The 15,216-nt window shown below is 42.0% G+C and carries 15 protein-coding genes; 13 read left to right on the top strand and 2 right to left on the bottom strand.

Features of this window, described 5'->3' with window-relative positions; all coding sequences use genetic code 11:
• Positions 1-5 precede the first annotated feature (5 nt).
• From H8B17_RS04995 to purE, 7 genes are all read left to right on the top strand, one after another.
• On the top strand, positions 6-428 hold the full coding sequence (locus tag H8B17_RS04995; protein ID WP_190308028.1) for an SH3 domain-containing protein: 423 nt from the start codon (positions 6-8) through the stop codon (positions 426-428).
• A gap of 217 nt (positions 429-645) precedes the next feature.
• The gene (locus H8B17_RS04990; RefSeq protein WP_190308027.1) at positions 646-1,338 is read left to right on the top strand and encodes a zinc metallopeptidase; all 693 of its coding nucleotides are present in this window, start codon (positions 646-648) and stop codon (positions 1,336-1,338) included.
• 165 nt (positions 1,339-1,503) lie between these two features.
• Positions 1,504-2,847, top strand: a complete 1,344-nt coding sequence (ffh, locus tag H8B17_RS04985) for a signal recognition particle protein (RefSeq protein WP_190308026.1) — start codon at positions 1,504-1,506, stop codon at positions 2,845-2,847.
• 23 nt (positions 2,848-2,870) lie between these two features.
• Positions 2,871-3,458: an NADH-quinone oxidoreductase subunit A gene (locus tag H8B17_RS04980; protein ID WP_190308025.1), complete on the top strand. Its 588-nt coding sequence runs from the start codon at positions 2,871-2,873 to the stop codon at positions 3,456-3,458.
• A gap of 3 nt (positions 3,459-3,461) precedes the next feature.
• On the top strand, positions 3,462-3,968 hold the full coding sequence (locus H8B17_RS04975; protein WP_190308024.1) for an NADH-quinone oxidoreductase subunit B: 507 nt from the start codon (positions 3,462-3,464) through the stop codon (positions 3,966-3,968).
• Positions 3,969-3,985: 17 nt separating this feature from the next.
• Positions 3,986-5,128 (top strand): 5-(carboxyamino)imidazole ribonucleotide synthase, encoded by a 1,143-nt coding sequence (locus H8B17_RS04970; protein WP_190308023.1) that lies wholly within the window; start codon positions 3,986-3,988, stop codon positions 5,126-5,128.
• 4 nt (positions 5,129-5,132) lie between these two features.
• On the top strand, positions 5,133-5,642 hold the full coding sequence (purE, locus tag H8B17_RS04965; RefSeq protein WP_190308022.1) for a 5-(carboxyamino)imidazole ribonucleotide mutase: 510 nt from the start codon (positions 5,133-5,135) through the stop codon (positions 5,640-5,642).
• Here purE and H8B17_RS04960 read toward each other — a convergent pair.
• A complete protein-coding gene (locus H8B17_RS04960) occupies positions 5,639-6,229 on the bottom strand; it encodes an RNA polymerase sigma factor (RefSeq protein ID WP_190308021.1) in 591 nt (196 codons plus the stop codon). The two genes, purE and H8B17_RS04960, sit on opposite strands and share 4 nt — an antisense overlap.
• 282 nt (positions 6,230-6,511) lie before the next feature.
• Entirely contained in the window at positions 6,512-7,783 is a 1,272-nt protein-coding gene (locus H8B17_RS04955; protein ID WP_190308020.1) for a serine hydroxymethyltransferase, read from the bottom strand.
• Between the two features lie 276 nt (positions 7,784-8,059).
• On the opposite strand from H8B17_RS04955, the gene H8B17_RS04950 reads away from it, so the two are divergent.
• The 6 genes from H8B17_RS04950 to H8B17_RS04925 all read left to right on the top strand — a co-directional run bounded on the left by H8B17_RS04950 (position 8,060) and on the right by H8B17_RS04925 (position 15,183).
• Positions 8,060-8,413: a HesB/IscA family protein gene (locus H8B17_RS04950; protein WP_190308019.1), complete on the top strand. Its 354-nt coding sequence runs from the start codon at positions 8,060-8,062 to the stop codon at positions 8,411-8,413.
• Positions 8,414-8,534: 121 nt separating this feature from the next.
• Positions 8,535-11,951: an isoleucine--tRNA ligase gene (gene ileS, locus H8B17_RS04945; RefSeq protein ID WP_190308018.1), complete on the top strand. Its 3,417-nt coding sequence runs from the start codon at positions 8,535-8,537 to the stop codon at positions 11,949-11,951.
• Positions 11,952-11,959: 8 nt separating this feature from the next.
• Positions 11,960-12,340, top strand: a complete 381-nt coding sequence (locus tag H8B17_RS04940; protein ID WP_190308017.1) for a TraR/DksA family transcriptional regulator — start codon at positions 11,960-11,962, stop codon at positions 12,338-12,340.
• Between the two features lie 66 nt (positions 12,341-12,406).
• Entirely contained in the window at positions 12,407-13,057 is a 651-nt protein-coding gene (locus H8B17_RS04935; protein WP_190308016.1) for a lipoprotein signal peptidase, read from the top strand.
• A gap of 205 nt (positions 13,058-13,262) precedes the next feature.
• A complete protein-coding gene (locus H8B17_RS04930) occupies positions 13,263-14,219 on the top strand; it encodes a M20/M25/M40 family metallo-hydrolase (protein WP_190308015.1) in 957 nt (318 codons plus the stop codon).
• Between the two features lie 34 nt (positions 14,220-14,253).
• Complete coding sequence (locus H8B17_RS04925; protein WP_190308014.1) at positions 14,254-15,183, top strand: SDR family oxidoreductase; 930 nt, start codon at positions 14,254-14,256, stop codon at positions 15,181-15,183.
• The last annotated feature ends 33 nt before the right edge of the window (positions 15,184-15,216 follow it).

Here is a 15,216-nt window from a genome sequence, read left to right as displayed (position 1 = left end):
TAGAAATGGCACTATTAGATAAATATAAGGTATTGCTGGATACAGCAAAATCCGCTGGAATAAACGATTTTCAATATGCAGAACAAGAAGGTGTCTTGCAGATTCGTGGAACAGCCCCCAACGCGGATATAAAAAACAAACTGTGGGATATCTACAACCAGATTGATCCGAATTTTCTATCCGGGGATGTTGTCATGGATATTGACGTCTCTTCGGCAGTAGCCGGCACTCAGGTGAAGGTTATCACACAAAACTCCAACCTGAATATTCGCAAAGGCCCCGGAACGGATCAGCCCATCGTCGGCAAAGCGGCAAAAGGCGAAACGATCACATTGATCAGCCGTGCCAACGACCAATGGTGGCTTGTTCGTACCAAAGATGGCGAAGAAGGGTATTGCTACGCGCAGTACCTAGAGCCTGTTTCTTAAAGACATATGTTTTCATAATCAGTACATAGTTAAAATAAGTAAAGAAGGGCTTTTTTAACAATAATAGCAAGCAATAATGACAGATTAATATCAATTTTTTTCTTTTAATCTGACAAAATGAGTCGTTTTTATTATCTTCAAGGCGAAGAACAACAAATGGAATGTGGTTTGTAGAGCTAGGAGAAATAGCGAAACGATTTAAAAAGAAATAAAGACTATGTATTGGATTATATTTATTGGGATTGCGGTTATCAGTTGGATTGTGCAATCGAGGTTTAAGAACAAGTTTAAAAAATATTCAGAATTCCCACTAAGTTCGGGACTTTCCGGTGCGGAGATTGCACAAAAAATGCTTCATGAAAATGGCATATACGACGTAAAGGTGCTCGTCGCTGACGGCGGCGGCTTGTCGGACCACTATAACCCGGCAAATAAAACCGTCAACCTGAGCAACGAAGTTTATTACGGTCGTAGTGTCGCTGCCGCTGCTGTTGCCGCGCACGAATGTGGCCACGCCGTACAACACGTAACAGCCTATTCTTGGCTACAGTTCCGCTCCGCCATGGTGCCGATGGTTAGTGTGGCTTCCCGGTTAACGTCTTGGGTATTGATTGGTGGTGTTTTGCTGATGGCATTCAGCCAGGGACAAAATCCATGGTTACTCGCGGTCGGTGTAGGAGCACTATTCCTGACCACACTATTCGCCTTCGTGACCTTACCGGTGGAATTTGACGCATCGGGTAGAGCCTTGAAATGGTTGGAAACCGCAAATATCACCCATAGCCGCGATGAGCACGACGGAGCGAAAGATGCCTTGAAATGGGCCGCAATGACTTACGTGGTAGCCGCCTTATCAGCCTTGGTAACGTTATTATATTACGCATATATTCTTTTTGGAAGAAGAGATTAATACACGAAGTGCATACTCCGTGTCCTTGCTATAATATGCAACAAGAAATGCGATATATTTTGTCGCATTTCTTTGTTTTATCATGGATTCCCCGTGTATGATGAAATAAAATTCACCACTATTTTGTAACTTTGGCACTTAGCACATTTTAAGACGAGAGATAACATGTTTCAGAATTTACAGGATAAACTGGATAGAGCCTTTAAAGTACTAAAAGGGCAAGGAAATATCACTGAAATAAACGTCGCAGAGACGATGAAAGAAATTCGCAAGGCCTTATTGGATGCCGATGTGAATTATAAAACAGCTAAAACATTCACCGACGAAGTAAAGCAAAAGGCACTGGGCCAAAATGTACTCACCAGCATTTCACCAGGACAGTTGCTCACTAAAATCATGAACGATGAGTTGACAGACCTCATGGGCGGAACGGTCAATGACTTAGATATATCGCAAAATCCCACGGTAATTTTAATAGCGGGCTTGAACGGTGCGGGTAAAACCACCTTCTCCGGCAAGTTGGCAAATTATCTCCGGGATAAAAAAGGTAAAAAGCCTTTATTAGTCGCAGGTGACGTTTATCGCCCGGCTGCGGTAGATCAGTTGCAAGTATTGGGCGAGCAGGTGAGTGTACCCGTCTATGTGAACCGCGAATCAAACGACCCCATTGCCATCGCTAAAGAAGGTGTGGCAGAAGCCAAGCGCAACGGGAATAACATCGTCATTATTGATACGGCTGGACGGCTAGCCATTGATGAGGCATTGATGACGGAAATAACCGCCGTAAAAGAGGCGACACAACCGCATGAAATCCTATTTGTGGTGGATGCCATGACAGGTCAAGATGCCGTTAATACCGCCAAAACATTCAACGACCGCTTAGATTTCACGGGCGTGGTTCTAACCAAGTTGGATGGTGATACCCGCGGTGGTGCAGCTTTGTCTATTAAATCCGTAGTCAATAAACCAATCAAATTTATCGGTACGGGCGAGAAAATGGAAGCCCTCGATGTATTCCATCCCGACCGTATGGCATCCCGTATCCTCGGTATGGGAGACGTGGTTTCCTTGGTCGAGCGAGCCCAACAACAATTTGACGAAAAAGAAGCCGCAGAGTTACAAAAGAAAATCCGGAAAAATAAATTCGACTTCAACGATTTCAAATCCCAGATCCAACAGATTAAGAAAATGGGAAATATGAAAGATTTGATGGGAATGATTCCTGGCGTCGGCAAAGCCATAAAAGATGTGGAGATAGAGGATGATGCTTTTAAACCGATTGAAGCTATTATCGACTCTATGACCCCTTTTGAAAGAGAAAATCCCGATGCGATTGACACGAAAAGACGTACGCGTATAGCAAAAGGTTCCGGCACGGATGTTAACGAAGTGAACAAGCTCATGAAACAATTTGCCGATATGCGCAAAGTCATGAAGCAGATGTCCAATCCGGCTATGGCGGCGAAGATGATGCGTAATATGCCCAAAATGCCCGGTAAACCTTTTTAAATATTATTTTGTAATTTTGCCTTATGGACGACCCCGCGCAGCTATCAGAATACGGAAAAATACTATTAATAGCAATAGTAGGTATCCTCTTGGTATGCGTAACCATTTTGCTAGCGAAAATACTATCACCCAAAAATCCAAACCCGCAAAAACTCAGCACATACGAATGTGGTGAGGAAGCCATCGGTACGGCTTGGATACAGATAAATCCACGGTTTTATGTCATTGCGTTGGTCTTTCTCTTATTTGATGTGGAGTTGATTTTCGTATTTCCTTGGGCAACGGTTTTCGGAAACAGGGAATTTATCCATGCCGATGGGCGTTGGGGTTGGTTCACATTAATGGAGATGGGCATGTTTTTGGGCATTCTGATTGTAGGATTAGTTTATGTATGGAAACGGGGTGATATTTCATGGATTAAACCTGCACATATACAGCCCAGCGTTTCTGTAGGTATTCCCCCAAAAGCCTACGAACAGCTAAACAACAAAAAATATAACGTTCGTGACTACAAGAAAACTGTTTCCGCGAAAACGGAAGACACCGATACAAAAGTGACTCGCAGTGGCGGTTTAGGGTTTCGACCAAAATTCAAAACGTCAAACGAATAAAACATGGATGCAGCACAAAATCAAGCGCAAAGTGGCGGCGTAATTATCGCTAAAATGGACGATTTGCTGAATTGGGCCAGGCTATCATCTATGTGGCCGGTCAGTTTTGGAATCGCTTGCTGTGCCATTGAAATGATGGGCGCTATGGCTTCCACCTACGACCTGGACCGTTTGGGCGTCTTCCCGCGCCCCTCTCCCAGACAATCGGATGTAATGATTATCGCCGGCACAGTAACCTTTAAGATGGCAGATAGGATTAAAAAGCTCTACGAGCAGATGCCCGAACCTAAGTATGTCATATCGATGGGTTCCTGTTCAAATTGTGGAGGCCCGTATTGGCAACATGGCTATCATGTGGTGAAAGGTGTCGATAGGGTTATTCCGGTCGATGTCTATGTGCAGGGATGTCCCCCCAGACCAGAAGCATTGATAGGGGCTTTTTTAGAACTTCAAAAGAAAATAGAAACAGAGAATATATTACAAGATCAATATTTTTCTGAACAAGCTTAATATATTTTTCAAACATTATGACAAAAGATTTTTATGGCGAGTTGCAATTGGGCGTTCTTGGCGGTGGCCAGTTAGGTCGTATGCTTATTCAAGAGGCCATCAATTACAACGTAAACGTGCATATATTAGATCCCGATAAAAATGCACCTTGCCGTAAATTATGTAACCGCTTCGAATGCGGTTCGTTAAGTGATTTCGAAACCGTCTATAATTTCGGTAAGGATCTGGATATGATCACCATTGAAATCGAAAAAGTAAATGTGGATGCACTAGAGAAGTTAGAGAACGAAGGCGTCATCGTATATCCACAATCCCGAATCATCCGTTTGATTCAAGATAAAGGTTTACAAAAGCAGTTTTTTAAACAGAATGATATTCCGACAGCCGCTTTTCAGCTTATCTCTAATAAGGAAAATTTGTATGAAACACCCATTCCATTTCCTTACATACAAAAACTCCGTAAAGACGGCTACGATGGTAAAGGAGTAAAGAAAATCACCCATACATCAGAAATAGAACAGGCCTTTGAAGATCCATCTTTGGTAGAAGAGCTAATCGATTTTGAGAAAGAAATCGCGGTAATTGTGGCCCGAAATGACAAAGGTGATATAACCACATTTCCGCTGGTGGAAATGGAGTTTAATCCCGATGCGAACTTAGTAGAATTTCTGATTTCACCATCAACATTGCCTTTTGAGGTTCAAACGCAAGCCGATGAGATCGCGAAGAAAATAGCGGAGGACTTACAAATTGTGGGGCTTTTAGCGGTTGAAATGTTTCTGACGAAAGAAGGAGAGATTTTGGTAAACGAACTTGCTCCCCGTCCGCACAACAGCGGACATCATACTATCGAGGGTAATATAACATCGCAATTTGCTCAGCATTTGCGTGCCATATTTAATTTGCCGTTGGGCGCAACAACAGCCAGGACAAATGCGGTGATGATAAATCTATTAGGTGAGCCGCGATATGAGGGGCTAGCGAAATATGAAGGCGTAGAAGATGTCCTGGCGGTAGAAGGTGTATTTGTTCATTTATATGGAAAAAAATACACCAAACCTTTCCGAAAAATGGGGCATGTATGCATTGTAAATGACGACCGCGAATTGGCCATAAAAAATGCACGTTGGGTACAGGAAACATTAAAGGTAAAAGCGTAGTAAAATGAATCACGAAAGTATGGCAAAAGTAGGTATAATCATGGGAAGCAAATCGGATCTTCCCGTCATGCAGGACGCTATCGAAGTTTTAAAAAAACTGGGCGTGGCATTCGAAGTCTCGATTGTTTCCGCTCATCGTACGCCCGAGCGGATGTATGAATATGCAAAATCAGCTGCAACACGCGGATTGAAAGTTATTATCGCCGGAGCTGGCGGTGCCGCTCATCTTCCGGGGATGGTTGCATCTATTACGCATTTACCGGTAATCGGTGTTCCCGTAAAATCTTCGAACTCTATTGATGGTTGGGATTCGGTGCTTTCAATTTTACAAATGCCGAATGGGATACCTGTGGCAACTGTCGCATTGAATGCGGCAAAGAATGCGGGCATTTTAGCCGCTCAGATTTTAGCCACTTCTTCAGAAGAACTCGCAAAAGCTGTTTTAGCATTTAAGGCGGAGTTGAGAACGAATGTGGAAGAAAATGCTAAAGAAGTGGAGAATATGGGCTTTTAGCCCATATTCAGTATCATATTGTGCTCCTCGATCATTTTCCGTAAATTGTTGAGTGCATAGCGCATACGGCCAAGCGCGGTATTGATACTGACGTCGGTTATCTCCGCAATTTCTTTAAAGCTCATATCACAAAAATGACGCATAATCAGCACCTCTTTTTGGTCATCGGGTAACTTCTGTATAATCTTCTGTAAATCTACATCACGCTGGTTGGTCATCAATTTAGATTCAGCATTATCGTCCGCAAACTCCAATACACCAAAAATATCGTACCCATCACTACTCACCACAGTCGGGCTTCGCTTTTCTTTCCTGAAATGATCAATCACCATGTTCTGGGCAATCCGAACTACCCAAGGCAGAAACTTGCCTTCCTCATTATATCGCCCAGATTTTAATGTTTTGATAACCTTGATAAAGGTCTCTTGAAAGATATCCTCCGCAAGGTACTGATCTTTCACTTGTAAGTAGATCGATGTATATATTTTTGACTTATATCTATTTAGTAATCGCTCTATTCCCGTTTCGTCCCCCGCTATATAAGCCTGAATCAACTCAAGGTCACTTTTTTCTTTTAACGTTTTCATAGTAAATCCCTAGATTTATGTTTGAATTTATTTTAAAGAGTAAAGTGTTTTATAGGCGTCCTTTCGTTTGAATTATCATATTCCAAAGCAAATGAAAAATAACGAAGATTCAAATTATACAATTATATTTTAACATTTATTCACACATCTTTCGCTTTCCCGATATAACAAATAAGAACACCGAATAGTTTATTTTATTTACTATTTCCCCAATTCGTACCCACAAAAAAAGTGGGCTAAAGTAAGCCCACCTCTATATATTAAAGCGAATATGATGTCGTACTATCTGTACAGCGGAAATTGTGCCATCAAGGCTTTCACTTTACCATGAATCGCATCTAAAGCACTGTCATTCGAACGATTTGCCAATGCTTCATCGATCAATTCACCGATTTGAATGATTTCGTCCTCCTTGACACCGCGTGTAGTAACGGCTGCTGTTCCGAAACGTACACCCGAAGTCACGAATGGTGAGCGTGTATCAAATGGAACCATATTTTTATTCGTCGTAATACCAGCCTTACCTAATACCGCTTCTGCTTCTTTACCAGAAATATCTTTGTTCCGCAAATCAACCAGCATCAAATGGTTGTCTGTACCTCCGGAAATAATCTTATAATCGCGATCAACAAAGAATTGCGCTAAAGTCTGGGCATTTTTACGCACCTGTTTAGCATATGCTAAGTATTCGTCACTTAACGCCTCTCCATACGCGATAGCTTTCGCTGCAATCGTATGTTCCAACGGCCCCCCTTGTGTCCCAGGGAATACCGCCAAATCGAGCAATTGTGTTATCGTCCGCGTTTCGCCTTTCGGCGTTTTAACACCCCAAGTATTTTCAAAATCCTGACCAACCATAATCATACCGCCACGGGGGCCACGTAATGTTTTATGTGTCGTTGTTGTCACGATATGGCAATGCGGAAGTGGATCGTTTAATAAACCTTTTGCGATCAACCCGGCAGGATGTGAGATATCCGCCAGCACGAGTGCTCCGATTTCATCGGCCACTTTGCGGATACGGGCATAATCCCAATCGCGGGAATACGCCGAAGCACCACATATAATCATTTTGGGCTTTTCACGCAATGCGGTTTCTTCTAGTTGCTCATAGTCGATCAGCCCTGTATCTTCTTTTACTCCATAAAATACCGGTTGGTATATTTTACCCGAGAGATTCGCAGGCGAACCATGCGTCAAATGTCCTCCATGAGATAGATCAAGCCCTAAAATTTTATCTCCAGGCTGAATTGTCGCCAAGAAAACCGCTGCATTTGCCTGCGCTCCAGAGTGAGGCTGCACGTTTACCCACGTTGCTCCGAACAACTTCTTCGCGCGGTCGATAGCGATCGTTTCAATTTCGTCGACAACCTCACAACCTCCGTAGTAACGCTTTCCGGGCAAGCCTTCCGCGTATTTGTTGGTTAAAACAGAACCAGCGGCTTCCATCACTTGCTTACTTACAAAGTTCTCTGAAGCAATCAATTCGATACCTTCTTCTTGACGCGTTAGCTCATCGGCTATTAGGTTAAAAATCACCTGATCTCTTTCCATCGTGTTATTGTTAAGGAGTGTTATAAAACTTCTAAATTTTGCTGCAAACCTAAATAAAATCGTGATTATATGCAATTTAATTCTACAGCATATAATAAAGAATTTTCATTTCGCTCTCCTCTGCCTTTAAAAATAGATGACTTCAGAGGAAACATCATATAAATCCATAAAAAAGTTAGTAATGTTTTATTATTGTCAAAAATAAACGACTTCCAAAAGCTTCTTTAAAAGAAAGATGTAAATTTGTAACAAACGAAATAATTAAAACAACGCGTAATGAGTACAGAGACTACAACAAATACTGCTCCCGTAACCCTAACTGAAGGGGCAGTTTCGGAACTGAAAAAGTTGATCGACCAACAGGAAATCGGCGCAGATTTCGGCTTACGTATCGGCGTTGAAGGCGGAGGCTGCTCGGGCATGAGTTATATACTCGGTTTCGACCAAAAGAAAGATGGTGACAATGAGTATATACTTGAAGGCATACGCCTTTTTATGAATAAAGCGCATGGACTCTATTTAGCGGGCATGGAAATTGACTTCAAAAGTGGCTTAGACGCACGCGGCTTTACATTTAATAACCCAAACGCAACAAGTACTTGCGGTTGTGGAAGTTCGTTCTCGGCATAAACCCCTGCCTTCCAAAACACAAACAACATAAGCTTACAGGAGCTTACTGGAAATTGCGCACTACCATTTTCAATTTAAAATCACTAAATTAGCGACCTTTAAAAAACAATCGCAATTTCGGATGTACAAGGAATATAAGCAGTTAAACTTGCCTGAAATAGGTAGAGACATACTAGAACGGTGGGAATCGAATAATATCTTTGAAAAAAGTATTTCAAATCGTCCGGCCAGCAAACCCTATACGTTTTATGAAGGTCCCCCATCCGCCAATGGTATGCCGGGCATCCATCATGTAATGGCACGCTCGATTAAGGATATTTTTTGTCGGTATAAAACCCTAAAAGGCTTTCAGGTAAAGCGTAAAGGAGGATGGGATACACATGGATTGCCTATTGAGCTAGCCGTCGAAAAAACATTAGGTATTACCAAAGAAGATATCGGCAAGAAAATTAGCGTAGAAGCTTATAATGACGCTTGTCGAAAAGAGGTGATGAAATATACCGACGTATGGAACGACCTTACCCAGAAAATGGGTTATTGGGTTGATCTTAGCAATCCATATATCACCTATCAGAATGAATATATAGAAACGCTATGGTATTTGCTGAAAGAGCTTTACAAGAAAGGTCTTTTATACAAAGGCTATACCATACAGCCCTATTCTCCAGCGGCCGGAACGGGCTTGAGTTCCCATGAGCTAAACCAGCCGGGAACATACAAAGATGTCAAAGACACGACCATTGTTGCAGAATTCCGTTTAGATAAAACACAGGTACATCCGCTTATGACTACGTTGGTGGAATCCGAGGAAGAAGATGTTGCCTTTGTCGCCTGGACAACCACCCCTTGGACACTACCGGGTAACGCCGCATTGGTAGTCGGGAAGAACATTGACTATGTCAAAATAAAAACCTTTAATCAATATACAGGGTTTCCCGTATCGGTTATTTTAGCGAAAAATCTGATCGGAAAGCATTTTAAAGCTGAGGGACAACAAGCTTCTTTTCAAGATTATCACGTAGGCGATAAAATCGTTCCGTGGGAAATTACAGCAGAATTTAAAGGAGAAGCATTGGTAGGACTGCGTTACCACCAACTGCTACCCTATGTCACCAGCGAAGAATTACTAGAGAAAGCCTTTCGTGTAATTCCGGGAGATTTTGTGACGACCGAGGACGGTACGGGTATCGTACATGCTTCGCCAACCTATGGTGCAGACGACTTTAGGGTTTGTAAGGAGAATGGCATCCCCGCTATTTTGGTGCGTGATGAAAACGGAAAGGACATCCCTACTGTAGACCGTACCGGACGTTTTGTTAATGAAATAACTGATTTTGCAGGCCGCTTTGTCAAAGAAGAGTATTATTCCGCCGAAGAGCGTGCAGATAAAGACTTCAGACCTACAGATGTCCTGATAGCCATCAAACTCAAAGAGGAAAACAAAGCCTTCGATGTCAAGAAATACGAACACTCTTATCCCCATTGCTGGCGTACGGACAAACCGGTACTGTACTATCCGCTAGATAGTTGGTTTATCCGTACCACGGCTGTTAAAGACAAGTTGGTTGCTTTAAACCAAACGATTAACTGGAAGCCGGAGGCTACTGGTTCGGGGCGCTTCGGCAACTGGCTAGAAAATTTGGTAGATTGGAATCTCTCCCGTTCCCGTTATTGGGGAACGCCGCTTCCGATATGGCGCTCGGTAGATGAAAATGAGGAAATATGTGTGGGCTCCTTGCCGGAATTGAAAATACAGTTAGAACAGGCCGTCCAATCGGATGTATTAAGTGCCGAAGAAAAAGCGGTAAATCAATCCTATCTGGATAAATTTGGAACGGACACCCTTGATTTGCATCGTCCTTATGTAGACGATATTGTTTTGGTTTCCGATAATGGACAAAAGATGTTCCGGGAACCGGATTTAATCGATGTTTGGTTTGATTCGGGCGCCATGCCTTACGCACAGTGGGGGCTTGACCATGACAAACTAGCTCGTGGAGAGGAATATCCTTTCAAAGACGGATACGAGGATGCTTTTCCGGCAGATTTCATCGCGGAAGGTGTCGATCAAACACGAGGTTGGTTTTTCACACTCCATGCAATATCCACTATGATCCGTGGATCAGTAGCCTTTAAAAACGTCGTGTCTAATGGGTTGGTTTTAGACAAAAACGGAAACAAGATGTCTAAGCGTTTGGGTAACGCGGTTGACCCTTTTATCACCATTGATAAATACAGTGCCGATGCCACGCGTTGGTATATGATCAGCAATGCAGCCCCGTGGGATAACCTTAAATTTAACGAAGAGGGTCTCGATGAGGTTCGACGTAAATTCTTTGGTACCCTATATAATACCTACGCTTTCTTCGCACTATATGCCAATATTGATAATTTTAGTTATAATGAGCCGGATATCGCCATCGAAAAGCGTCCGGAAATTGATCGCTGGATTATTTCATTATTGAATAGCTTAACGAAAGAAGTGGATGCGTACTACGCCGACTTTGAACCGACCAAAGCCGCACGTGCCATCCAGAATTTTGTAGATGAACATCTCAGCAACTGGTACGTACGTTTGTGCCGCCGTCGTTTTTGGAAAGGTGATTATACCGAAGACAAAATATCGGCTTACCAAACATTATATACGTGTTTGGATACGATAGCCAAGTTGATGGCACCGATTTCGCCGTTCTTCGCTGATCATTTGTATCTTGATTTAAATGCGGGATCGCGTAAGGAGACATACGAATCCGTACACCTAGCGAATTTTCCAAGCTACCACAGCGAACTGGTAGACAAGGATCTGGAAGAACGCATGGCACTGGCACAAGATATATCCTCACTGACATTATCCTTACGGAAGAAAACAGGAATCAATGTCCGTCAACCCTTAAATAAAATTTTGGTCCCGGTATTGGACAATGCTTTCCAGGAAAAAGTAGAAAAGGTCAAAGAGCTTATTCTATCGGAAACGAATATGAAGGAGGTTTCTTTTATTACGGACACGGCCGGAATAATTAAAAAGAAAATAAAACCAAATTTTAAGGTACTTGGTGCAAAAGTAGGAAAGGATATGAAAATGGTTGTGGCTGCTATCCAAGCATTAGATGTCGAACAGATCGGTGTACTGGAAAGCCAGGGCGTTTTGCCACTGGCAGATACGCCCTACAGCATCACACCGGAAGATGTGGAGATTATAGCAGAAGATGTCGCCGGATGGCAGGTAGCAAATCTAGGGAAATTAACGGTTGCGCTAGATATCCATATTACGCCAGAATTAAAACAAGAAGGGCTATCTAGGGAATTGATTAACCGCATACAAAACCTTCGTAAGGAGAAGGGGTTTGAGGTTACAGATCGAATTAACGTTACCATAACGCATAATACTGAAATACAAGAAGCTGTAGAAAATAATTTATCGTATATTTGCACCGAAATTCTGGCAAACTCTATTGATTTTAAAGAAGCATCATTGGAGTCCGGAGATCCTGTAGAGATCGATGGTAAGGAGTTAAGAGTAATTGTTGATAAAATTTAATTATTAGAATGAGTACAGAAAAAACACGCTACAGTGACGCTGAACTTCAAGAGTTTAAAGAAATTATTCTTGCAAAGCTTCGCATCGCGAAAGAAGAACTTGCTGCACTGACTTCTGCGTTGAGCAGTAGCAACGCGAATGGCACCGATGACACTGCGGGAACATACAAGACTTTAGAAGATGGTTCTGCCACATTGGAAAAAGAACAAACCAACCAGCTTGCAGCTCGCCAGAAAAAATTCATTGACAATCTAGACGCTGCTTTGGTACGTATTGAAAACAAAACGTATGGTATCTGTCGGGAAACGGGTAAGCTTATCCAAAAGGAACGTTTAAAAGCTGTCCCACACACGACGTTGAGTATTGAAGCGAAAAACAAACAGTATTAATATTAATATGAAACTAAAGTGGAGATGTTCAAAACGCAATTTTAAGCATCTCCATTTTTTGCACTTATGAAAGGCTATAACCGACCACTCTTACTGATCGCCATTATCTTGTTCATTGACCAAGTATCAAAATTTTGGGTAAAACTCAACATGACGATTGGACAGGATTTTAATATCATAGGCAATAAATTTCTCATTCATTTCATTGAGAACAATGGAATGGCCTATGGTATGGAATTTGGCGGAGAATTCGGAAAACTCTTTCTTACGCTGTTTCGGATCGTTGCTGTAATCGGTATAGGATATGGGTTACATTATATGGTTAAAAACAAGTATCATCGTGGTTTTATCCTCAATGTGGCCTTGATATTTGCTGGGGCATTAGGCAACATCATTGACTCGACCTTTTATGGTGTCATATTTAGCGAGAGCACATTCTATACGACGGCAGCTTTGTTTCCGGATGGTGGAGGATATTCCTCCCTGTTTCACGGAAAAGTCGTGGATATGCTTTATTTTCCGTTGATCGAAGGAAATTTTCCAGATTGGTTTCCGATTTGGGGAGGAGAACATTTTTTGTTTTTCCGCCCGGTATTCAATATTGCTGATTCTGCTATCTCGGTTGGTGTATTTCTTATTCTAATCTTTCAGAAACGTTATTTCAAAGAGGAGCACATAGAAAAAGAAAGCGTAAACAGCGAAGTTTTGGAAGATTAAGTATATTTCCTCTGTTAGAATGTTTTCAATGGTAGAGGAGAGCGAAATTAAACCACGCAGTGCTCATGAGTACCTTTAAGACATATGCTTACGAATAATTCATTTTATATGTATAAAGATTATATTGCATATAAAAATGAATTACTCATAATAGTTTTTCTTTTAGGAATTCGTGAATGCAAAGCATTTTATTTAGGTTTAGGGCATGAATAACAAAGCCCTTTTTTCGTTTTATATAATAGTACTCCATTTTCTATTATGTACACCACTTTCCCCTGTTTTTGCACAGATTAAGCAAGAAAACCTGAAAAAACACATTTATTATTTGGCAGACGACAATATGAAAGGTCGTGGAACAGGCTCCAAACAAGTCAAAAAAGCTGCAAAATACATTGAAACCTATTTCAAAGAATACGGACTGAAACCTCAGGGTGAAAAAGGCTACCGCCAACCCTTCGAAGCAAAGGTACGACGCGTCGTGGTAGAAGATAGTATCCGCCAAGCAGACAACGTTATTGGTTACCTTGATAACGATGCTCCATACACTATTGTTGTTGGCGCACATTACGACCATTTAGGAGATGGACGCCAAGGTGGCTCGAGGGATTCACTAGGGGTTGGTGAAATACATAATGGTGCGGATGATAATGCTTCCGGCGTTGCAGGCCTATTGGAACTTGCGCGCCACTACAGCAGCAATGATATCAAAGAGCCTTTCAACTTATTATTTATTGCTTTTGGAGCGGAAGAACTGGGTTTGGTAGGTTCCCGATATTTCACGGAGAACCCTACGGTTCCACTGGAAAATATCCATTGGATGTTAAATATGGATATGATCGGCCGCTATAATCCAGATAATGGCCTTGCCGTCATCGGCTATGGAACCAGTTCGAAATTCCCGACAATTTTTAAAAATATAACAAGCGAGATTAAATTTAATCTCAGCCGTGACGGAAACGGCGGTTCGGACCAAACCTCCTTTTATAAAAAAGATATTCCCGTTTTGTTTTTCCACACCGGCGGACATGATGACTATCATAAGCCAGGAGATGATCCCGAAAAAATTGATTACAAAGCACTTGAATCTATTTTAAGATTGGAAATTGATGTTATCGACAATTCCATGAAACAGGACAAAATGGATTTTCAATGGACCAATTAATCTCACGTTTACGAACCTGCTTTTACCGACATTCATGACAAATTTAAAACGGATACAAACCATTTTGGTGACAGGAGCAAATGGATTTCTCGGACAGAAGTTAATCGAAAGATTAGTCGATAAACCAGGTTATCGTATAGTAGCCACTTCTAAAAGTGAAAACCGGATTTTTATCCGCGAAGGTTACACCTATACGCCCTGTAACATAGCCGATCCTGCTTCTCTACAATCGCTGCTGGACGAAGTTCGCCCCGATAACATCATTCATACTGCCGCGATGAGTAGTGTAGAGGCGTGTGAAAACGATCCGGTACAATGTGAAAAAATCAATGTACGAGCCGTTTACCAATTGGGACAATATTGCGCTGAACATGACGCGCATCTTGTCCATCTATCTACAGATTTTGTATTTGACGGAATGGAAGGCCCATATAGAGAAACCGGTCAAACCAATCCATGCAATGCCTATGGAAAAAGTAAAACGATATCCGAAAAGCGCCTATCATCCATAGATTGCCGCGCGGCTATCCTCCGAACTATTTTAGTGTATGGTATAAACGGTGACACGAAGCGCTCCAACCTGGTGTTATGGGCAAAAACACAATTGGAAAGCAATAACCGCATCAACGTCGTGAGCGACCAATGGCGAATGCCTACTTTCGTAGATGATTTAGCCGATGCTTGTATACGCGCCATGGAGAAAGAAGCAACCGGCATCTACCATATATCAGGCGATGAAATGATGACTATAATAGATGCCGTCTATCGAATCGCAGATTTTTGGCGTTTGGACAGGTCGCTCATTAATCCAATCCGTGCAATGGATATAGGGCAGGAAACTAACCGCCCAAGAAAAACCGGCTTCATCCTCGACAAGGCAAAAACAGCATTAGGATACTCCCCTACGCCGTTTATAAAATCACTAAAGGAGATAGAACAGCAGTTTAGTTTTTATAACAGATAGACAAAACGTTTATTTACCTTTGCCATAGTGCAT

This window comes from Sphingobacterium arenae (assembly GCF_014692505.1).
Taxonomy (GTDB): domain Bacteria; phylum Bacteroidota; class Bacteroidia; order Sphingobacteriales; family Sphingobacteriaceae; genus Sphingobacterium; species Sphingobacterium arenae.
The sequence above is the reverse complement of the archived record's forward strand: the minus strand, read 5'-3'. Positions and strand labels throughout refer to the sequence as shown.

Bases quoted from the DNA above. Each gene is read 5' to 3' on its own strand.
- H8B17_RS04960 (WP_190308021.1), bottom strand. From the start codon at position 6,229: ATGAAAACGTTAAAAGAAAAAAGTGACCTTGAGTTGATTCAGGCTTAT.
- ffh (WP_190308026.1), top strand. From the start codon at position 1,504: ATGTTTCAGAATTTACAGGATAAACTGGATAGAGCCTTTAAAGTACTA.
- H8B17_RS04950 (WP_190308019.1), top strand. From the start codon at position 8,060: ATGAGTACAGAGACTACAACAAATACTGCTCCCGTAACCCTAACTGAA.
- purE (WP_190308022.1), top strand. From the start codon at position 5,133: ATGAATCACGAAAGTATGGCAAAAGTAGGTATAATCATGGGAAGCAAA.
- H8B17_RS04970 (WP_190308023.1), top strand. From the start codon at position 3,986: ATGACAAAAGATTTTTATGGCGAGTTGCAATTGGGCGTTCTTGGCGGT.
- H8B17_RS04925 (WP_190308014.1), top strand. From the start codon at position 14,254: ATGACAAATTTAAAACGGATACAAACCATTTTGGTGACAGGAGCAAAT.
- H8B17_RS04990 (WP_190308027.1), top strand. From the start codon at position 646: ATGTATTGGATTATATTTATTGGGATTGCGGTTATCAGTTGGATTGTG.
- ileS (WP_190308018.1), top strand. From the start codon at position 8,535: ATGTACAAGGAATATAAGCAGTTAAACTTGCCTGAAATAGGTAGAGAC.
- H8B17_RS04935 (WP_190308016.1), top strand. From the start codon at position 12,407: ATGAAAGGCTATAACCGACCACTCTTACTGATCGCCATTATCTTGTTC.
- H8B17_RS04955 (WP_190308020.1), bottom strand. From the start codon at position 7,783: ATGGAAAGAGATCAGGTGATTTTTAACCTAATAGCCGATGAGCTAACG.
- H8B17_RS04930 (WP_190308015.1), top strand. From the start codon at position 13,263: ATGAATAACAAAGCCCTTTTTTCGTTTTATATAATAGTACTCCATTTT.
- H8B17_RS04980 (WP_190308025.1), top strand. From the start codon at position 2,871: ATGGACGACCCCGCGCAGCTATCAGAATACGGAAAAATACTATTAATA.
- H8B17_RS04995 (WP_190308028.1), top strand. From the start codon at position 6: ATGGCACTATTAGATAAATATAAGGTATTGCTGGATACAGCAAAATCC.
- H8B17_RS04975 (WP_190308024.1), top strand. From the start codon at position 3,462: ATGGATGCAGCACAAAATCAAGCGCAAAGTGGCGGCGTAATTATCGCT.
- H8B17_RS04940 (WP_190308017.1), top strand. From the start codon at position 11,960: ATGAGTACAGAAAAAACACGCTACAGTGACGCTGAACTTCAAGAGTTT.